Source organism: Mesorhizobium sp. LNJC391B00 (assembly GCF_000502535.1).
GTDB lineage: Bacteria > Pseudomonadota > Alphaproteobacteria > Rhizobiales > Rhizobiaceae > Mesorhizobium.
Genome location: NZ_AYWI01000006.1, coordinates 169249 through 186150, shown reverse-complemented (window position 1 = coordinate 186150; position 16902 = coordinate 169249). Strand labels below are relative to the sequence as shown.

At 63.8% G+C, this 16902-nt stretch carries 17 protein-coding genes and 1 pseudogene; 13 read left to right on the top strand and 5 right to left on the bottom strand.

Annotation, left to right across the window (positions count from 1 at the left end):
* The first annotated feature begins 49 nt into the window (after positions 1–49).
* From hmgA to X750_RS148760, 5 genes are read left to right on the top strand one after another with little or no spacing between them, the layout of a single operon-like run.
* Positions 50–1363 carry a homogentisate 1,2-dioxygenase gene (hmgA, locus tag X750_RS148740; RefSeq protein ID WP_023689622.1) on the top strand — a complete coding sequence of 438 codons (1314 nt, stop codon included), beginning with the start codon at positions 50–52 and terminating at the stop codon, positions 1361–1363.
* A 10-nt stretch (positions 1364–1373) separates the two neighbouring features.
* Positions 1374–2261: an MBL fold metallo-hydrolase gene (locus tag X750_RS148745; protein WP_023747726.1), complete on the top strand. Its 888-nt coding sequence runs from the start codon at positions 1374–1376 to the stop codon at positions 2259–2261.
* The gene (locus X750_RS148750; RefSeq protein ID WP_023747725.1) at positions 2258–3271 is read left to right on the top strand and encodes a fumarylacetoacetate hydrolase family protein; all 1014 of its coding nucleotides are present in this window, start codon (positions 2258–2260) and stop codon (positions 3269–3271) included. Before X750_RS148745 ends, X750_RS148750 begins: the two co-directional genes overlap by 4 nt.
* A gap of 14 nt (positions 3272–3285) precedes the next feature.
* Positions 3286–3582 carry a hypothetical protein gene (locus tag X750_RS148755; RefSeq protein WP_023694415.1) on the top strand — a complete coding sequence of 99 codons (297 nt, stop codon included), beginning with the start codon at positions 3286–3288 and terminating at the stop codon, positions 3580–3582.
* Complete coding sequence (locus tag X750_RS148760; RefSeq protein ID WP_023747724.1) at positions 3579–4115, top strand: DinB family protein; 537 nt, start codon at positions 3579–3581, stop codon at positions 4113–4115. Before X750_RS148755 ends, X750_RS148760 begins: the two co-directional genes overlap by 4 nt.
* A 3-nt stretch (positions 4116–4118) precedes the next feature.
* Here X750_RS148760 and X750_RS1000000164605 read toward each other — a convergent pair.
* Positions 4119–4275 (bottom strand): annotated as a pseudogene (locus tag X750_RS1000000164605) (type II toxin-antitoxin system prevent-host-death family antitoxin); the annotation flags it as partial.
* Positions 4276–4399: 124 nt separating this feature from the next.
* Positions 4400–5515: a 4-hydroxyphenylpyruvate dioxygenase gene (hppD, locus tag X750_RS148765; protein WP_023747723.1), complete on the bottom strand. Its 1116-nt coding sequence runs from the start codon at positions 5513–5515 to the stop codon at positions 4400–4402.
* A 135-nt stretch (positions 5516–5650) separates the two neighbouring features.
* Here hppD and X750_RS148770 point away from each other — a divergent pair, with 135 nt between their 5' ends.
* Positions 5651–6118, top strand: coding sequence for an Lrp/AsnC family transcriptional regulator (locus tag X750_RS148770; protein WP_023747722.1), 468 nt, complete (start codon positions 5651–5653; stop codon positions 6116–6118).
* A 215-nt stretch (positions 6119–6333) separates the two neighbouring features.
* Here X750_RS148770 and X750_RS148775 read toward each other — a convergent pair whose 3' ends face one another.
* Entirely contained in the window at positions 6334–6672 is a 339-nt protein-coding gene (locus X750_RS148775; RefSeq protein WP_023672907.1) for a TIGR01244 family sulfur transferase, read from the bottom strand.
* A 207-nt stretch (positions 6673–6879) separates the two neighbouring features.
* Here X750_RS148775 and X750_RS148780 point away from each other — a divergent pair, with 207 nt between their 5' ends.
* On the top strand, positions 6880–7224 hold the full coding sequence (locus X750_RS148780; RefSeq protein ID WP_023672906.1) for a RidA family protein: 345 nt from the start codon (positions 6880–6882) through the stop codon (positions 7222–7224).
* Positions 7225–7437: 213 nt separating this feature from the next.
* Positions 7438–8520, top strand: a complete 1083-nt coding sequence (locus tag X750_RS148785) for a transposase (RefSeq protein WP_023747721.1) — start codon at positions 7438–7440, stop codon at positions 8518–8520.
* 203 nt (positions 8521–8723) lie between these two features.
* On the opposite strand, the gene hutC is transcribed toward X750_RS148785, so the two are convergent.
* On the bottom strand, positions 8724–9464 hold the full coding sequence (hutC, locus tag X750_RS148790; RefSeq protein WP_023747720.1) for a histidine utilization repressor: 741 nt from the start codon (positions 9462–9464) through the stop codon (positions 8724–8726).
* Positions 9461–10813, bottom strand: coding sequence for a formimidoylglutamate deiminase (locus X750_RS148795; protein WP_023747719.1), 1353 nt, complete (start codon positions 10811–10813; stop codon positions 9461–9463). The genes hutC and X750_RS148795 overlap by 4 nt, the downstream gene beginning before the upstream one ends.
* A 90-nt stretch (positions 10814–10903) precedes the next feature.
* Here X750_RS148795 and hutI point away from each other — a divergent pair, with 90 nt between their 5' ends.
* Genes hutI through X750_RS148820 form a run of 5 tightly spaced genes read left to right on the top strand, consistent with a single transcriptional unit; the run spans position 10904 to position 16799 of the window.
* The gene (gene hutI, locus X750_RS148800) at positions 10904–12139 is read left to right on the top strand and encodes an imidazolonepropionase (protein ID WP_023747718.1); all 1236 of its coding nucleotides are present in this window, start codon (positions 10904–10906) and stop codon (positions 12137–12139) included.
* On the top strand, positions 12136–13674 hold the full coding sequence (gene hutH, locus X750_RS148805) for a histidine ammonia-lyase (RefSeq protein WP_023747717.1): 1539 nt from the start codon (positions 12136–12138) through the stop codon (positions 13672–13674). Before hutI ends, hutH begins: the two co-directional genes overlap by 4 nt.
* Before the next feature lies 1 nt (position 13675).
* The gene (hutG, locus tag X750_RS148810; RefSeq protein WP_023747716.1) at positions 13676–14488 is read left to right on the top strand and encodes an N-formylglutamate deformylase; all 813 of its coding nucleotides are present in this window, start codon (positions 13676–13678) and stop codon (positions 14486–14488) included.
* A gap of 25 nt (positions 14489–14513) precedes the next feature.
* On the top strand, positions 14514–16187 hold the full coding sequence (gene hutU, locus X750_RS148815) for a urocanate hydratase (protein ID WP_198020983.1): 1674 nt from the start codon (positions 14514–14516) through the stop codon (positions 16185–16187).
* Between the two features lie 12 nt (positions 16188–16199).
* Positions 16200–16799: a HutD family protein gene (locus tag X750_RS148820; protein WP_023747714.1), complete on the top strand. Its 600-nt coding sequence runs from the start codon at positions 16200–16202 to the stop codon at positions 16797–16799.
* Positions 16800–16902 lie beyond the last annotated feature (103 nt).

The window sequence follows — 16902 nt, the reverse complement described above, 5'->3', positions numbered from 1 at the left end:
ACATCGCCGGCAAGCAGCGCATCGCGGGGCCGGGGTCAGGGAGGATCGGATGACCTTTTCCTACATGCCGGGCTTCGGCAACGACTTCGAAACCGAGACGCTACCCGGCTCGCTGCCGCAGGGGCGGAACTCGCCGCAACGGCCGGCTTACGGGCTCTATGCCGAACAGCTATCGGGCTCGCCCTTCACCGCGCCGCGCGGCACCAATGAGCGTTCCTGGCTCTACCGCATCCGGCCGAGCGTAAAACACACCGGCCGCTTCAAGGCAGCGAGCTATCCCTTGTGGAAGACAGCACCCAATGTCGGCGACCACGAACTGGCGCTCGGGCAGTATCGCTGGAACCCGGTGCCGATGCCGAAGGAGCCGACCGATTTCATTCAAGGGATGCGCACCATCACCACCGCCGGCGACGTGCTGGGCCAAAGCGGCATGGCGGCGCATGTCTATGTCGCCAACCGCTCGATGGTCGACGACCATTTCTTCAACGCCGACGGCGAGTTGCTGATTGTCCCCCAGGTCGGCGCCTTGCGCTTTGTCACCGAGATGGGCGTCATCGAGCTTCGGCCCGGCGAGATCGCCGTGCTGCCGCGCGGTCTGGTGTTCAAGGTCGAGCTCGCCGACAAGGAAGTGCGCGGCTATGTCTGCGAGAATTACGGCGCCAAGCTGACGCTGCCCGACCGCGGCCCGATCGGCGCCAACTGCCTGGCCAACCCACGCGACTTCAAGACGCCCAGCGCCTGGTTCGAGGAGAAGGAGACGCCGTGCCGGCTGACGGTGAAATGGTGCGGCAATTTCAACGTCACCGAGATCGGCCATTCGCCGCTCGACGTCGTCGCCTGGCACGGCAACTATGCGCCCTACAAATATGATCTGGCGACGTTTTCGCCGGTCGGCGCCATCCTGTTCGACCATCCCGATCCGTCGATCTTCACCGTGCTGACGGCGCCGAGCGGCGAGGAGGGCACCGCCAATATCGACTTCGTCATCTTCCCGCCGCGCTGGCTGGTGGCGGAAGACACGTTCCGGCCGCCCTGGTACCACCGCAACATCATGAGCGAGTTCATGGGCCTGATCCATGGCCAGTACGACGCCAAGGAAGAAGGCTTCGTGCCCGGCGGCATCAGCCTGCACAATCTGATGCTGGCCCACGGCCCCGACGCACCTGGCTTCGAAAAGGCCTCGCGCTCCGAGCTGAAACCGGTCAAGCTCGACAACACGATGGCCTTCATGTTCGAGACCCGATTCCCGCAAATGCTGACCCGCTACGGCGCCGAGCTTGAAACAAGGCAGGACAATTACATTGACTGCTGGACCGACCTGAAGAAGCGCTTCAACGGCACGCCGGAGGGCGACTGGTCTTGAGATCAGCTCGATGAGCGACCGGCTGGTGCTTCTCGGCTCGAAAGGCGGCCCGGCATTGCGGTCGGGCGGGCCGTGGCCGAGTTCGTCGCTGCTGGAGCTTGGCGGGCGGACCATCGTCGTCGATTGCGGGCTGGGTGTCACGCGTGGCCTGGTCGATGCCGGCGTCAGCCTGAAGGCGCTCGACCTGATCTTCGTCACCCATCTGCATTCCGATCATGTGCTGGAACTGGGGGCGCTGCTCCACACCGCCTGGACCGCCGGTCTGGCCAGTCCGGTGACGTTGTTCGGACCGCCCGGCACCGGCCATTACTGGCGGCGCTTCTGCCAGGCGATGGAGTTCGACATCGAGATCCGAATCGTCGACGAAGGCAGGCCGGACATCCGCGAACTGGTTTCGATCGTTGAATTCGGCGAAGGCCAGGTTTTCGCACAACGCGGCCTGAAGGTCTCGGCACTGCGCGTCGACCATCCACCGGTAACCGACTGTTTCGCGCTGCGGTTCGAGCAAGGCGGTAAAAGCGTCGTCTTCTCATCCGACACCGCCTTCTTCCCGCCGCTCGCCGGCTTCGCCAAAAATGCCGACATCCTCGTCCATGAAGCCATGCTGGACGAGGGCATCGAGCGGCTGGTCGCCAGGACCGGCAATGGCGCGCGGCTGAAAGAACATCTGCTCGCCAGCCACTCCTTTGCCGAGGAAGCCGGGCGCATCGCCAGCGATGCCGGGGTGAAGAGGCTGGTGCTCAACCACCTCATTCCGGCCGACGATGCCGCGATCGGCGATGCCGACTGGGAGGCCGCCGTCAGGAAATCGTGGGCGGGTGACTTGACGATTGCCCGCGACGGCCTTGTTGTGAACTTAGACGGCGCCAAAGCCGCATCAGGAGAGGAAACCGCATGAAGCTTGCCACATTGAGGGACGGGACGCGCGACGGAAAGCTTGTCGTCGTCTCGCGCGACCTGACGCGCTTCACCGACGCCTCGTTCCTGGCGCGCACGCTGCAGGCCGCGCTCGACGACTGGCAGCGGATTTCGCCGCACCTGGCGACGATCGCCGAATCGCTGGAGAACAATGCGGTGCCGTCGGCACGCTTCCATGAGCATGACGCCCATTCGCCGCTGCCGCGCGCCTATCAATGGGCCGATGGTTCTGTCTATGTGAACCACGTCGAGCTGGTGCGCAAAGCCCGCGGCGCAGAGATGCCGGCAAGCTTCTGGACCGATCCGCTGATCTACCAGGGTGGCTCGGATTCCTTTATCGCGCCGCGCGAGCCGATCCGCGCGGCGGACGAAGCCTTCGGCATCGACATGGAGGCGGAGGTCGCCGTCATAGTCGACGACGTGCCGATGGGCGCCAGCCTCGACCAGGCGCGCGCCGCCATCCGGCTGGTCATGCTGGTCAATGATGTGACGCTGCGCGCGCTCACCGGACCCGAGCTCGCCAAGGGGTTTGGCTTCTTCCAGTCGAAGCCGTCCTCGGCTTTTTCGCCGGTGGCGGTGACGCCGGACGAACTCGGCGACGCCTGGGATGGCGGCAAGGTCAACCTGCCTCTGCTCGCCGACGTCAACGGCAAGCCGTTCGGCCGTGCCAATGCCGGCGTCGACATGACCTTCGACTTCCCGGCGCTGATTGCCCATGCCGCAAAGACACGGCCGCTGGTTGCCGGCACCATCATCGGCTCCGGCACCGTCTCCAACAAGCTGGATGGCGGGCCGGGCAAACCGGTGGCGGCCGGCGGCGCCGGCTATTCCTGCATCGCTGAACTGCGCATGATCGAGACCATTGAGTCTGGCGAGCCCAAGACGCCGTTCCTGCGCTTTGGCGATACGGTGCGTATCGAGATGAAGAATAAAAGCGGAAACTCGATCTTCGGCGCCATCGAGCAGAAGGTCGAGAAGTCCCAGGCATAAGAGGGGGCAATGCAATGACGGGCGAGGCGTTCTACCTGCTGGCCGGCGTCTGGGCGTTGGCCATTCTGGTGGTCTTCATCCAGGCGATCCGGCTGAGCTACCGCATCGAGGCGCGCTCGCCCGATCTGACCAACCGCAGCGGCTACCCGCGCAAGGCGATGATGTTCCACACCATCACCAACACCAATGTGGCACGGGACGAGGAGACGCAGGCGATGCGGCGGCGCATGAACCGGCTGCTGCTGATCGTTGTCGCCGGCTTCGCGGTGATGGCGGCTGGCATTGGCCTGATCAGACGAATGAACGCGTGACCCTGCTCGAGCATTTCAGCCGCATGGCCGGCAACAATCTCTGGTCGAACGACCGGCTCTACCGCGCTGTGCTTGCGCTGAAGCCCGGCGAATTCGAAGCCGAACGCACCGGCTTCTTCCCGTCGATCAAGGCAACGCTCAACCACATCCTTGCGGTCGATCATCTCTATCTCGATTTCCTTGAGGAGGGCGGCGTCGGCGCGGCCGCCCATGACGATTACGTGCCGTTCGATGACCCGCAGGCGCTGTTTGCCGCTCAGGTCGCGGCCGACCGGCGCCTGATCGCCTTTTGCGAGAAGCTGTCGGAGGCGGATCTCGACCGTCAGGTCATCACGGACCGGCGCGAGGACGGCATGATCCCCGAAAAGATCGGCGACATTCTCGCCCATGTCTTCCTGCACGACATCCACCATCGCGGCCAGGTTCACGCGATGCTCTCGGGCAGCTCGGTCGCACCGCCGCAGCTGGACGAGTTTTTGCTCGATTATGATTTGAAGGTGAGGAAAGAAGAGGTCGAGCGGTTGGGCCTCTGACCTTTATCTGGTGTACTCGTTCCATTCAGGGCCGAGTTTGTCGAAATCGTCTGAAATCCGAATCTTGCCCTTCAGGGCACCTATGCGCGACAACAAGTCTTCTCGAACTGGTGGCACGAGCCGCGCCGCGATCTTGCCGTGACGAGTGATGACTATCTCCTCGCCGGCTTCCGCGCGGCCGACGAGTTCCGATAGTTGGCCTTTGCTTCGGTTATGGAGACGTTCACGGCTTGACCCTTTTGATCGAAACTCAGATCAAGGCCGATCGAGCCGCAAACGGGGGTTCACGCCGCCTTGCCATCGACCTTGATTACGCCGCGCTTGATCTGGTCCTGCTCGATCGACTCGAACAGCGCGCGGAAATTGCCTTCGCCAAAACCTTCGTCGCCCTTCCTCTGGATAAATTCGAAGAAGATCGGGCCGATCACGGTTTTGGAGAATATCTGCAGCAGGATCTTGGTCATGCCGCCGTCGACCACGCCTTCGCCGTCGATCAGGATGCCGTGCTTCTTCATCCGCTCGATCGGCTCGTCATGCCCGTTCACCCTGTTGTACGACATGTCGTAGTAGGTCTCCGGCGGACCGGGCATGAACTTCAGCCCGTTGTCGGCAAGCTTGTCGGTGGCGGCGTAGATGTCGTCGGTCCCGACGGCGATATGCTGGATGCCTTCGCCATTGTACTTCTTCAGGTATTCGGCGATCTGGCTGGTGTCGTCCTTGGATTCATTTAGCGGAATGCGGATCTTGCCGCAGGGCGAGGTGATGGCGCGGCTGACGAGGCCGGTGATCTTGCCGTCGATGTCGAAGAAATGGATCTGCTTGAAGCCGAACAGTTCGCGATAAAAGTACCACCATTTGTCCATCTGGCCGCGATAGACATTGTGGGTGAGGTGGTCGAGGAAATAGAAGCCGACGCCTTGCGGCCGCGGATCGCGTTCGCCCAGCCAGTCGAATTCGGCATCATAGGCCGAGCCCTTCTTGCCATAGGCTTCGATGAAATAGAGCAGCGAACCGCCAATGCCGACAATGGCCGGCACGTCGAGCGCCTTGTCGTCGCCTTCATAGGGCGTGGCGCCTTTCGACACCGCATGGTCGAAAGCGTGCTTGGCATCGACAACCCGCCAGGCCATCGAGGCGGCGCACGGGCCGTGCATGTCGACGAACTTCATCGCATGCGAACCCGGCTCGGCATTGACGACATAATTGATGTCGCCCTGGCGCCAGACGGTGATGTCCTTCGTGCGGTGCTTGGCCACCGCGACATAGCCCATGCGGGTGAACAGTTCGGCGAGCTTCTGCGGCTCCGCATGCGCGAACTCGACGAACTCGAAACCGTCGGTGCCGGCGGGGTTTTCCTTGCTGATCTTTGCGGGCGGTGCGTCGTGCGGGAAGGGACCCATGGCATTGCTCCAAAACTGGCGGTGGCCGCAGCGGACCACGCGCAATCATAACGCGGAGCGGCTGCACGGTGCTTGCATTCAAACGCTTGAAATGATCAGATCGTGCGTGAATTGTGCACAAACGGGCCAAAGATCATGAATGAGACGCGCATCGATCAGTTCGACCGCAAGATAATGGCACTTCTGCAGGGCGATGCGCGGCTGACCAACAACGACCTGTCGGAGCGGGTGAACCTCTCCGCCTCCCAATGCTCGCGCCGCCGCCAGCGGTTGGAAGAGGACGGCTATATCAAGGGCTACCGGGCGGTGCTCGACCGCGACAAGCTCGGCTTCTCGCTGGTCAATGTCATCTCGGTGACATTGGCCACCCACAACCGCGACAATGCGCGGCGCTTCGGCGAATTGCTGGCGCGGCTGCCGGAAGTGCAGGACGCGCACGCGCTGACCGGTGAGATGGACTACATCTTGAAAGTGGTGACCCCCGATCTGAAATCGCTGTCGGAATTCGTCAACGGCGTGCTGTTGCCGCACGACTCCGTGCAGCATGTAAAGACCGCGATCGTGCTGGAGACGCTGAAGGAGACCGGGGCGCTGCCGATCTAGTTTGAGAGAGTTTCAGTTGATACGTCGGCGGGACAGCACCCCTCTCTGGCCTGCCGGCCATCTCCCCCGCAAGGAGGAGATCAGCAGCTTTGTCCAGCGCTCATCCTGCAACGTCGGCGATTGGCGAAGAGCGAAGGCGACATCCGATCTCCCCCCGGGGGAGATGTCCGGCAGGACAGAGGGGGGTGTGAGGGATCGCCAGCGCCTCAGGATGCTCACCCCTTGGACTGCTGAATCAGCCCGTAGAGATTGGTGCAGCGCGCGCCGGAGCGGCAATAAGCAAATACCGGGCCTTCGAGCGCGTCGAGCGCTTCGGCCTGATCTTCGACATTCTCGGCTGTGATCTGGCCGCTGATTACCGGGATGTAGCGGAAGGCCAGCCCCGCGGCTTCGACCGCCGCCTTGACGCTGTCGGCCGAAGGCTGGTCGGGCTGCTCGTCATCCGGCCGGTTGCAGATCACGCTCTTGAAACCGGCTTCCTTGATGGCGGCGGCATCTTCGGGCTGGATCTGGCCCGAGACCGAATAGTCCTCGCTGATTTCTCGATATTCCATGGCTCTCATCCTCTCAACCTGGTTTGGCGCGAAGTCTTGCCACTCTCACACGAGGTCGGCAATCCGCGCCGGAAAGAAATACCTCGGCGCAGATAGACATTTGCGGTCTAAGATCCAACCCAGGCTCAAGAGGTTTCGCGCTGTTGGCCTTGCCCGGAGGCGGCAGCGACTCTAAACAGGCGCACCGACAAACGAAGGAACCATCCCATGAGCATTCGTCGCATCGATGTTGGCCCGCGCATGAGCCAGATCGTCATCCACGGCAACACCGTCTATCTCGCCGGCCAGGTCGGAACGCCCGGCGCCAGCGTTGGCGAACAGACGAGGTCGATCCTCGCATCTATCGACGAACTGCTGGCCAAGGCCGGCACCGACAAGACCAAGATCCTGCAGGCGATCATCTGGCTGGCCGATATGGGCACCTTCGCCGAGATGAACAAGGAATGGGACAAGTGGGTCCCGCAAGGCAACACGCCCGCCCGCGCCACGGGTGAGGCCAAGCTTGCAGGGCCGGAATACACCGTCGAGATTATCGTTACGGCGGCGATTTAGAGCGCGGCGCCTTACCCTCCCCCTCGGGGAGGGTCGGCGAGTAGTCGAAGCGAAGCGGAGACTGCGAGACGGGGTGGGGTCGGCGAGGCTGCACCGACCCCACCCCGCGTCACCAGTGCCGCCTTGCGGCACTTGCTCCGCGACCCTCCCCTCGAGGGCATAGGCGCTAAGATAGGTATTGCCTTGCGGAATCGGGTGTGATTCTACGCTGCGATGACACACGAATCGCTTGTTGATGACGGCTGGGCCGAGACGATTGAGCTTCTGGGCGGCGAAGAGTTGATCGCAGCAAGTGCCCGCGAGACGAAGGCGTTCCTGCGCCCGCGGGGCGTCAGGTCGGCGAGCGACCTGTTGCGCCTGACACTGGCTTACTGCCTTGGCAAGGTTGGCATGCGGGGCGTCGTGGCCTGGGCGGCGGCGAGCGGGATTGCCGACATTTCGGACGTGGCGTTGCTTGGCCGGCTGCGCAATGCAGGACCATGGCTGCAGCAGTTGATTGGGCACCTTTTGAAGCGCGAGGATGCAGGTTTGGCCAAAGGCCGACTGGTTCGCATCCTCGATGCGACAGCGGTTGCCAAGGCCGGTGCGTATGAGAAGAAGAACAATGGTCTTTGGCGCATGCACTGCGCCTTCGAGCTTGAGCGCGAGCAGTTCGACTTCCTCGAGATCACCGACCAGAGCGAGGCCGAGTTGATCGACCGCGTGCCGGTGGTGCCAGGCGAGATCCGCATCGGTGACCGCGCCTATCTGCAGGCCGAGCGGATCGCCAAGGTGATGGCGCAAGGCGGCGATGTTGTTGTGCGCGCGTCGTGGAAAAACGCGCGATGGCTCGACGCCAACGGCAGGGCGTTCGATCTCATCGGCTTCCTGGAGAGCTGCCGGGAGGAAGTCTGCGAAACGCCTGCCCGGCTGGCACTCAAGAAGGGCGAGCCTGTGAAGATGCGCCTGATCGCCTTGCGCAAATCCGAGGCCGCGGCACAAGAAGCGCGGCGCAAAATCAACAAGGAAGCCAGGGCCAAGGGCAACAAGGTTCAACCGCAGACGCTGATTGCCGCCGGCTTCGTCCTGCTTGTGACCTCGCTTGACCGGGAGGAGTTTCCCGCCGATACGGTCCTCAAGCTCTACCGCATGCGCTGGCGCATCGAACTCGCCTTCAAGCGCCTGAAGAGCCTGATCGGGCTGCGCTCTCCTCCCGCCAAAGACCCAAGGATCGCAAGGTCTTGGATCCTTGCACACTTCCTCATCGCGCTTGTGACCGAACCCCTCTCGCAGGAGTTGGGTGTCTCTCCCCCTTGAGCGACGGGCGCCCGCTACTGTGGCGCGCCACCCGCCAGATCGTCGCCTCTCTGATCGCGACCATCTTTACTCAACCTTCCTTGGCGGCCCTGCGCCAAAATCTCCATGCCTTGCGATATCGCTGGCGCGAACCACCACGAAAGCGCAAATTTCAGTCCATGCCAAAGCTATCTTAGCGCCTATGCCCTCGAGGGGGAGGGTAATCACCCCTGCGAAGGCCTGAACCGCGCCACCAGCGTGTGGCTCTCCGCGGCGTAGGTGAACCTCACCTGCGTCACCGGGTGCTCGGCGCCCCAGGTCCGGCGCTCGACCACCAGGCAGGGCGCGCCGGCGGCGATGTCGAGCGCTTCGGCAATGTGCCTGTCGGCCGCGACCGCGCGGATACGGTGCTCTGCCTCGCTCCACGGCACGCGCCCGATCAGCCAAGGGCCGGGGGCAATGTCGAGAAACTCCTCCTCGGCGGCTTCCGCGACGGCGGCCAGATTGATCAGCCGCTGTTCGTGCGCGAATGGCCGCTTGCCGGCGAAATGCCGGCATTCAAGCGCCAGCACCTGTCCGGCTGCGTCCAGTTCCAGCAAGGCGCGATCCTCGGCGCTGCTGCGCCTTTTCTGCCGCGCCAAGCGCTCGTAACGATAAGCCAGGCCAAGCGACTCAACCTCGATCCTGATGTCGTGGATTTCCAGCACCGCGGCCTGCGACTGCGGCTGGCGGACAAAGCTGCCCGAACGGCGGCGGCGCTCTATCAGCCCAGCCTTGGCCAGCTGCGACAGCGCCTTGTTCACCGTCATGCGCGAGCAATTGTATTCGGCCGTCAACTCGTGCTCGAACGGGATGCGGTGACCCGGCGCCCAGGTGCCGGACATTATTTTCTCGCTGATGTCGGACAGGATGCGCTGGTGCAGCGAACCGCCGCCTTCCACCGCCGCTGTCTCTGATATGCTCATGCCGAAAGCGCCGTCATCACATGGCGAAAGCGCTCGGCGATCGTCTCACGCGCTGCATGCCGGCCGCCGCTGACTTGTTTTTTTCCGTGCACCCAGACGCAATCGACCTTGCCGCCATTGGCAAAGATCCAGGCGTCGAGGATCGCATCGCCACTTTTTCCGGCCAGCGAAGGATGGTTTTCGTCGAGGGAGACGAAATCAGCCGCGGCGCCGGCGGCGATCCGCGACGGGCCGGCGCCGAGTGCGGTGCTGCCGCCATCGAGGGCGGCGTCGAACAGAGCCCGCCCGGTCGAGCCGCCGGCCACCGCCAGCACATTGCGGGCGCGGTGTGCGAGGCGCTGCGAATATTCGAGCTGGCGCAATTCATCCGGCAGGCCGATCAGCACGTTGGAATCCGAGCCGACGCCGAAGCGGCCGCCATGTTCGATGAACAGAGGTGCTGAAAAGGTGCCGTCGCCGAGATTGGCCTCGGTGATCGGGCAAAGCCCGGCAATGGCGCCGCTTCTGGCCATGCCGGTTGTCTCAGCCTCGGTCATGTGGGTGGCGTGGATCAGGCACCAACGCTTGTCGATCCCGGCATTGGCGAGCAGCCATTCGACCGGTCGCGCACCCGACCACGCCAGGCAATCCTCGACCTCCTTCACCTGCTCGGCGACGTGGATGTGGATCGGTCCGTCCGGCGCAATGGCGGCAACAGCGCTGAGTTCCTCCGGCGTCGCGGCGCGCAGGCTGTGCGGGGCGACGCCGACGACAGCCTGATTCAACGCACGAACCGATTCGCGGCTTTTCTCAAGCAAGCGTTCGAACCGATTCACATCGTTGATGAATCGCCGCTGGCCTTCGTTGGGCGCAGCGCCGCCGAAGGAGGAATGGGCATAAAATACCGGCAGCAGCGTCAGGCTGATCCCTGTTTCGTTGGCAGCGGCGGCGATCCGCTCCGCCATCTCGGCCAGGTTGGAATAGGGTGTTCCGTCGCGATCGTGGTGGAGATAATGAAACTCGCCGACGCGCGAGAAGCCGGCCTCCAGCATCTCGACGTAAAGCTGTGCGGCGACCGCCTCGACCTGGTCCGGCGTCATCGACAGCGCGAAGCGGTACATCACCTCGCGCCAGCTCCAGAAGCTGTCGGCGGAGGGACCGCGCAGTTCGGCAAGCCCGGCCATGCCGCGCTGGAAGGCGTGGCTGTGCAGGTTCGGCATGCCCGGCACCAGAATGGCGTGGCGTTCGTCACCGCTCCGCGGCGACGTGTCGACTTCGACGGTTGCGATGCGACCGTCCGTGACGACGATCCGCACCTTGTCATGCCAGCCCTCGGCCAGCAGCGCCTGTTCCGCAAAGATCGCCGTCACGTTTTTTTCTCCGAATTCCATCAACAATGCACTTGCAGCGCGTTTCAATATGTATATACATAATCGCCATCCAAGCAACGGAAAAAGATGATGGCGGCACAAGACAAAAGCCGGGCAGGGGGCCTTCAGCTTTGGCGTGATGCCCGCCTGGCAACCATGGCCGAAGGCGTTGCCGGACTTGGCGTCGTCGAAAAGGGCGCGATCGTCTCCCGTGACGGCATCATCGTCTATGCCGGCCCGGAAGCCGACATGCCGTCAGCGTTGGCTCAGGGCGGCGAGACTACCGATTGCGAAGGCCGTTGGATCACGCCCGGTCTCATCGACTGCCACACCCATCTCATCCATGCCGGCAACCGTGCCAACGAGTTCGAGATGCGGCTGGCCGGCGCCAGCTATGAGGAAGTCGCCCGTGCCGGCGGCGGCATCGTCTCCTCGGTCAAATCCCTGCGTGCCGCGAGCGAAGACGAACTGGTTGAGCAGACTCTCCCGCGCCTTGACGCGCTGATGGCCGAGGGCGTCACCACGGTAGAGGTAAAGTCGGGTTACGGGCTCGATCTCGAAAATGAACAGAAGTCGCTTCGCGCCGCGCGGCAGCTGGACAAGCAACGCCCGGTCACGGTCCGCACCACCTTCCTCGGCGCGCATGCGCTGCCGCCGGAAGCAAAAGGCGACAAGGACGCTTTTGTCGATCTCGTCGCCAACACGATCCTGCCCGCAATCGCCGCCGGGGGCCTGGCTGACGCCGTAGACGGCTTTTGCGAAGGCATTGCCTTCTCGCCGGAGCAAATCGCCCGCGTGTTCGACAAGGCCAAGGCGCTTGGCCTGCCGGTAAAGCTCCATGCCGACCAGCTGTCGAACCTGCATGGCGCCGAACTCGCCGCCCGCTATGGCGCGCTGTCGGCCGACCATCTCGAATACACCGATGAAGCAGGTGCCGCAGCCATGGCCAAGGCCGGCACCGTGGCGACGATCCTACCCGGCGCCTACTATTTCATCCGCGAAACCAGGAAGCCGCCGATCGGCCTGTTTCGCCAGCACGGCGTCAAGATGGCGGTCGCCACCGACAACAATCCCGGGACGTCGCCGCTGACCTCGCTGCTTCTGACCATGAACATGGCCGCGACGCTTTTCGGCCTGACCGTCGAGGAGTGCCTGGCCGGCACCACTCGCGAGGCTGCCCGTGCGCTGGGATTGCTCGGCCAGACCGGCACGCTTGAAGCAGGGAAATCCGCCGACCTGGCGATCTGGGACATCGAGCGTCCGGCCGAACTCGTCTACCGCATGGGCTTCAACCCGCTCCATGCCCGCATCTGGAGAGGACAATGACCGAACTTAACCTGAAGCCCGGCAATGCATCGCTGGCCGACTGGCGCACCATCTATCGTGGCGCCGTGCCGAAGCTCGACGCTGCCTGCCGTCCGAAGATCAAGGCCGGCGCCGAGGCTGTCGCCCGTATTGTCGCCAAGGGTGAGCCGGTCTATGGCATCAACACCGGCTTCGGCAAACTGGCCAGCGTCCGCATTCCGGCCGCCGATTTGGAAACCCTGCAACGCAACATCGTTTTGTCGCATGCCGCCGGCGTCGGCGAGCCGATGCCGGTCGCTGTGGTTCGGTTGATGATGGCGCTGAAGCTGGCCAGCCTGGCGCAGGGCGCGTCGGGCGTGCGGCCGCAAACCATCGAATTGCTGGAAGCGATGCTGGCCAACGACGTCATCCCCGTCGTGCCGGCGCAAGGCTCGGTTGGCGCCTCCGGCGATCTCGCGCCGCTGTCGCACATGACGGCAGTGATGATCGGCGTTGGCGAATGCTTTACCCCGCATGGCCGCTTCCCGGCCAAGGTCGCTTTCGTCTCGCACGGCCTGGAGCCGGTGACGCTTGGCGCCAAGGAAGGCCTGGCGCTGCTCAACGGCACGCAGTTCTCCACCGCCTATGCGTTGGCCGCTCTCTTCGAGGCCGAAGTGCTTTACCAGTCGGCGCTGGTCGCCGGCGCGCTGTCGACCGACGCCGCCAAGGGTTCGGACGCGCCCTTCGATCCGCGCATCCATCTCCTCAGAAAACACCCGGGCCAGATCGAGACGGCGGAAGCGCTGCGCAACCTGATGGCCGGCAGCGCCATTCGTGAATCGCACCGCGTCGGCGACGAGCGCGTGCAGGATCCGTACTGCCTGCGCTGCCAGCCGCAGGTGATGGGCGCCGCGCTCAGTGTGCTGCGTCAGGCCGCCGACACGCTTGGCACCGAGGCCAATGGCGTCACTGACAATCCGCTGATTTTCGCCGAGGACGACACAGCGCTCTCCGGCGGCAATTTCCACGCCGAGCCGGTGGCTTTCGCTGCCGACATGATCGCGCTTGCCGTCTGCGAGATCGGCTCGCTGTCGGAGCGCCGCATCGCCATGCTGGTAGACCCCGCGCTGTCCGGCATGCCGGCCTTCCTGACGCCGAAGCCCGGCCTGAACTCCGGCTTCATGATCCCGCAGGTGACGGCGGCGGCGCTCGTCTCTGAGAACAAGCAGAAGGCCTATCCGGCAAGTGTCGATTCCATCCCGACCTCGGCCAACCAGGAAGACCATGTATCGATGGCCGCACACGGCGCTCGCCGGCTAATCGGCATGATCGAAAACGCCACGGCCGTCATCGGCATCGAACTCTTGGCCGCCGCGCAGGGCTGCGATTTCCATGCGCCGCTGGCGTCGAGTGCAGCTCTGGAAACTGTTCGCAAGCTGGTCCGCGCCGAGGTGCCGCATCTCGACAATGACCGGCATTTCCACCCTGACATGGAAAAAGCCATCGCCATGGTGCGCAGCGGCGCTGCCATCAAGGCTGCGAGCGCGGTGACATTGCCTTCGATCTCGGGAGTCTGACATGACCGACTGGCTGACAGTGACCGAAGGCACGGCACCCCTGTTGGTGTCGATCCCGCACACGGGTATCGATCTCGCCGGCATCGACAATCGGCTGGTCTCGCCCTGGCTCGGCCGCCGCGATTGCGACTGGTGGATCGACAATCTCTACGATTTCGCCGCCGGCCTTGGCGCAACGATTGTGCATACGTCGATCTCGCGCACCGTCATCGACGTCAACCGCGATCCTTCCGGCGCCTCGCTCTATCCCGGGCAGACGACAACGACGCTATGCCCGACCGAGACCTTCGACGGCGATCCGCTGTATCTGCCCGGCGCGGAACCGACGCCGTCGGAGATAGACCAGCGCCGCAAAGCGTATTTCGTGCCTTACCATGAAATGCTGGCGGCCCAGGCCGTCAGGCTGCGCGGCCTGCATGAGAAGGTCGTCATTTACGATTGCCACTCGATCCGGTCGGTGCTGCCGCGCCTGTTCTACGGCACGCTGCCGGTATTCAATCTCGGCACCAATGACGGCCAGACCGCGGATCCTACGCTGCAGGCGCTGGTTGGTCAGATCATGGCCGAGAGCGGTGAAAGCAATGTCATCAACGGTCGTTTCAAGGGCGGCTGGATCACCCGCTATTTCGGCAATCCGCAAGGCGGCTACCATGCGCTGCAGATGGAACTTGCCGATCGCGGCTATTTGCGCGAGCCCGAGGGCAAGGGCGAACCGGACAATTGGCCGGTGCCTTATGATGCCGAGTTCGCCGCGCCGATGCGCGCCACACTGACGAAAATCCTCCAATCCGCCATTGATTGGGCCGGGCGCTGAGACGCCGCCTTACTCCAAAGGGACAATGATGAACAATCCTCGCCACAACATCCGCGAAGTGCGCGCGCCCCGCGGCGACAAGCTCAACGCCAAATACTGGACGACCGAAGCGCCGCTGCGCATGCTGATGAACAACCTCGATCCCGATGTCGCCGAAAACCCCAATGAGCTCGTTGTCTATGGCGGCATCGGTCGGGCCGCGCGCACCTGGAACGATTTCGACAGCATCGTCGCCTCGTTGAAGACCCTCAATGAAGACGAGACGCTGCTGGTCCAGTCCGGCAAGCCGGTCGGCGTCTTCCGGACGCACACCGATGCGCCGCGCGTGCTGATCGCCAACTCCAACATCGTGCCGCATTGGGCGACCTGGGATAAATTCAACGAGCTCGATAAAAAAGGCCTGATGATGTACGGCCAGATGACGGCCGGCTCCTGGATCTATATCGGCACGCAAGGCATCGTGCAGGGCACCTACGAGACCTTCGTCGAGGCCGGCCGCCAGCACTACAATGGCAACCTTACGGGCAAATGGATCCTGACCGGCGGCCTCGGCGGCATGGGCGGCGCCCAGCCGCTTGCCGCCGTCATGGCCGGCGCCTGCTGCCTCGCCATCGAATGCAATCCGGACTCGATCGATTTCCGGCTGCGCACCCGCTATGTCGACGAGAAGGCCGAGACGCTCGACGAAGCGATGGAAATGATCGAGCGCTGGACCAAGGCCGGCGAGGCGAAGTCGGTCGGCCTGCTCGGCAATGCGGCCGACATCGTGCCGGAAATGTTCAAGCGGGGCATCCGCCCCGACATGGTCACCGACCAGACCTCGGCGCATGACCCGATTAACGGCTATCTGCCCAAGGGCTGGACGATGGCTGAGTGGCGCGAGAAGCGCGTCTCCGATCCCAAGGCTGTCGAGAAGGCCGCCCGCGCCTCAATGCGCGAGCATGTCGAGGCGATGGTCGCGTTCTGGAATGCCGGCGTGCCGACGCTCGACTATGGCAACAACATCCGCCAGGTCGCCAAGGACGAAGGCTTCGAGAACGCCTTTGCTTTCCCGGGTTTCGTGCCGGCCTATATAAGGCCGCTGTTCTGCCGCGGCATCGGCCCGTTCCGCTGGGCTGCTCTTTCGGGCGATCCCGAGGATATCTACAAGACGGACGCCAAGGTGCGCGAACTCACCCCCGGCAACACCCATCTGCACAACTGGCTGGACATGGCACGTGAGCGCATCGCCTTTCAGGGCCTGCCGGCGCGCATCTGCTGGGTCGGCCTCGGCGACCGCCACAGGCTGGGGCTCGCCTTCAACGAGATGGTGGCCAGGGGCGAACTCAAGGCGCCCGTCGTCATCGGCCGCGACCACCTCGATTCCGGCTCGGTGGCTTCGCCCAACCGCGAGACGGAAGCGATGAAGGACGCCTCCGACGCCGTCTCCGACTGGCCGCTGCTCAATGCGTTGCTCAACACCGCGTCGGGCGCAACCTGGGTGTCGCTGCATCATGGCGGTGGCGTCGGCATGGGCTTCTCGCAGCATGCCGGCATGGTCATCGTCGCCGACGGCACGCCGGACGCCGCAAGGCGCCTGCAGCGCGTGTTGTGGAACGATCCGGCGACAGGCGTCATGCGCCACGCCGATGCCGGCTACGACATCGCCATCGAGTGCGCGAAGGAGCACCAGCTCAATCTGCCCGGTATTCTAGGCTGATTGGCTTAAATGATGCGCATCCTATGGGCCGCCGACTACCGCGTCATGCCGTGGAAGAATGGCGGCGGCACGACCACCGAGATCGCCGTCTCGCCGGACGGCGTCGGGCTGGACGATTTCGACTGGCGCGTTTCGATGGCGCGAGTCGAGGGCAGCGGCCCGTTCTCGGGCTTTGCCGGCGTCGACCGCACGCTTGCCGTGCTGGAAGGCGAGGGTATCGTGCTTGATGTTGCCGGCCGTCCGCCGGCCGAAGTGACGGCGGCTTCCGCCCCGCTGTCCTTCCCGGCCGATGTGCCGACCACGGCCGCGCTGATCTCCGGTCCGATCACCGACCTCAACGTCATGACCCGCCGCGCGCGGGCCACGCACACGGTCCAGCGCCTGGTGTTCTCGGTTCCGACCGATATCCGGCCGACCAGCGCTATGACCCTGATCCTGCCGTTCGACGGCGAGGTCGGCCTCAGCGGCCCGACATCGTCTCGTCTTGGACCCCTCGACACGCTGTTGCTCGGTCCGCAGGCGAAACTACGGGTTGAACCGGTACGGCCGACGACCGTGTTCGTCATCCGGATAGCCAGGCTGGGCCAGCCGCACCGCCAGCACAACGATTAACGCCTGTTGCCAAACATGATCGCACGCCGGAGAAATCTGGCGTAAGCTGTTGTCTGGATCACGAAAAAGCCCGAATCCTTCCGTCGTTCCAAGGCGGACGGGA

What these genes read in the sequence shown, in the direction of transcription:
- hmgA (WP_023689622.1), top strand. Translation starts at nt 50, where the DNA reads ATGACCTTTTCCTACATGCCGGGCTTCGGCAACGACTTCGAAACCGAG.
- X750_RS148745 (WP_023747726.1), top strand. Translation starts at nt 1,374, where the DNA reads ATGAGCGACCGGCTGGTGCTTCTCGGCTCGAAAGGCGGCCCGGCATTG.
- X750_RS148750 (WP_023747725.1), top strand. Translation starts at nt 2,258, where the DNA reads ATGAAGCTTGCCACATTGAGGGACGGGACGCGCGACGGAAAGCTTGTC.
- X750_RS148755 (WP_023694415.1), top strand. Translation starts at nt 3,286, where the DNA reads ATGACGGGCGAGGCGTTCTACCTGCTGGCCGGCGTCTGGGCGTTGGCC.
- hppD (WP_023747723.1), bottom strand. Translation starts at nt 5,515, where the DNA reads ATGGGTCCCTTCCCGCACGACGCACCGCCCGCAAAGATCAGCAAGGAA.
- X750_RS148770 (WP_023747722.1), top strand. Translation starts at nt 5,651, where the DNA reads ATGAATGAGACGCGCATCGATCAGTTCGACCGCAAGATAATGGCACTT.
- X750_RS148775 (WP_023672907.1), bottom strand. Translation starts at nt 6,672, where the DNA reads ATGGAATATCGAGAAATCAGCGAGGACTATTCGGTCTCGGGCCAGATC.
- X750_RS148780 (WP_023672906.1), top strand. Translation starts at nt 6,880, where the DNA reads ATGAGCATTCGTCGCATCGATGTTGGCCCGCGCATGAGCCAGATCGTC.
- X750_RS148785 (WP_023747721.1), top strand. Translation starts at nt 7,438, where the DNA reads ATGACACACGAATCGCTTGTTGATGACGGCTGGGCCGAGACGATTGAG.
- hutC (WP_023747720.1), bottom strand. Translation starts at nt 9,464, where the DNA reads ATGAGCATATCAGAGACAGCGGCGGTGGAAGGCGGCGGTTCGCTGCAC.
- hutI (WP_023747718.1), top strand. Translation starts at nt 10,904, where the DNA reads ATGGCGGCACAAGACAAAAGCCGGGCAGGGGGCCTTCAGCTTTGGCGT.
- hutH (WP_023747717.1), top strand. Translation starts at nt 12,136, where the DNA reads ATGACCGAACTTAACCTGAAGCCCGGCAATGCATCGCTGGCCGACTGG.
- hutG (WP_023747716.1), top strand. Translation starts at nt 13,676, where the DNA reads ATGACCGACTGGCTGACAGTGACCGAAGGCACGGCACCCCTGTTGGTG.
- hutU (WP_198020983.1), top strand. Translation starts at nt 14,514, where the DNA reads ATGATGAACAATCCTCGCCACAACATCCGCGAAGTGCGCGCGCCCCGC.
- X750_RS148820 (WP_023747714.1), top strand. Translation starts at nt 16,200, where the DNA reads ATGCGCATCCTATGGGCCGCCGACTACCGCGTCATGCCGTGGAAGAAT.